Annotated in this window: 1 protein-coding gene; it reads left to right on the top strand. The window is 47.6% G+C overall.

Going from position 1 to position 1,340, the window contains the following annotated elements:
- Positions 1–71 precede the first annotated feature (71 nt).
- Positions 72–1,076 carry an IS110-like element IS4321 family transposase gene (locus APU02_RS08510; protein WP_000427623.1) on the top strand — a complete coding sequence of 335 codons (1,005 nt, stop codon included), beginning with the start codon at positions 72–74 and terminating at the stop codon, positions 1,074–1,076.
- The last annotated feature ends 264 nt before the right edge of the window (positions 1,077–1,340 follow it).

Raw genomic sequence — 1,340 nt, 5'->3', positions numbered from 1 at the left:
TATTTAATGAGATGGTCACTCCCTCCTTCCCGGTACTATGCTGAGGACAGGCTTTCATTCGGAGAACTATCATGGAAAACATTGCGCTCATTGGTATCGATCTGGGTAAAAACTCTTTCCATATTCATTGCCAGGATCGTCGCGGGAAGGCTGTTTACCGTAAAAAATTTACCCGGCCAAAGTTGATCGAATTTTTGGCGACATGCCCCGCTACAACCATCGCAATGGAAGCCTGTGGCGGTTCTCACTTTATGGCACGCAAGTTGGAAGAGTTGGGGCATTCCCCAAAGCTGATATCACCACAATTTGTCCGCCCGTTCGTTAAAAGCAATAAAAACGACTTTGTCGACGCCGAAGCTATTTGTGAAGCTGCATCGCGTCCGTCTATGCGTTTTGTGCAGCCCAGAACGGAATCTCAGCAGGCAATGCGGGCTCTGCATCGTGTCCGTGAATCCCTGGTTCAGGATAAGGTAAAAACAACCAATCAAATGCATGCTTTTCTGCTGGAATTTGGCATTAGCGTTCCCCGAGGAGCTGCCGTTATTAGCCGACTGAGTACCATTCTTGAGGATAATAGTTTGCCTCTTTACCTCAGCCAGTTATTGCTGAAATTACAACAGCATTATCACTATCTTGTTGAGCAGATTAAAGATTTGGAATCCCAGTTGAAACGAAAGTTGGACGAAGATGAGGTTGGACAGCGCTTGCTGAGCATTCCCTGCGTCGGAACACTGACAGCGAGTACTATTTCAACTGAGATTGGCGACGGGAAGCAGTACGCCAGCAGCCGTGACTTTGCGGCGGCAACAGGGCTTGTACCTCGGCAGTACAGCACGGGAGGTAGGACGACATTGCTGGGAATTAGTAAGCGAGGTAATAAAAAGATCCGAACTTTGTTGGTTCAATGTGCCAGGGTATTCATACAAAAACTGGAACACCAGTCTGGCAAATTGGCCGATTGGGTCAGGGATTTACTGTGCCGGAAAAGCAACTTTGTCGTCACTTGTGCTCTGGCAAACAAGCTGGCCAGAATAGCCTGGGCCCTAACGGCACGACAGCAAACTTATGTAGCATAACGGCAGAAATACACCGGTTTAAAGAATTACTGATCTGGTTTTGCGAATACTGATATTGATGATACTAACGGCCCACCGGCCTGTTGAGGAACCTGTAAAACGGAAAGGCTCATTGAAGCCGTATATTTTCTGGAGGTTCATCAGGCGCGGAACTCATCAAGGCGCGGGAATAAAATCCCATTCAGACGCCGGATAGATTCAAGCAAGCCAACTTGTCGTCAAAATCGGTGTTGCAAAAACGGGAGTGACCATAGATTCCGTTTT

Source organism: Citrobacter sp. 50677481, assembly GCF_001463265.1.
GTDB lineage: Bacteria > Pseudomonadota > Gammaproteobacteria > Enterobacterales > Enterobacteriaceae > Citrobacter_A > Citrobacter_A sedlakii.
Note: the sequence above shows the minus strand (reverse complement) of the source record. Positions and strands in the feature narration are given on the sequence as shown.

Coding starts and splice junctions, on each gene's coding strand:
- APU02_RS08510 (WP_000427623.1), top strand. CDS start 72: ATGGAAAACATTGCGCTCATTGGTATCGATCTGGGTAAAAACTCTTTC.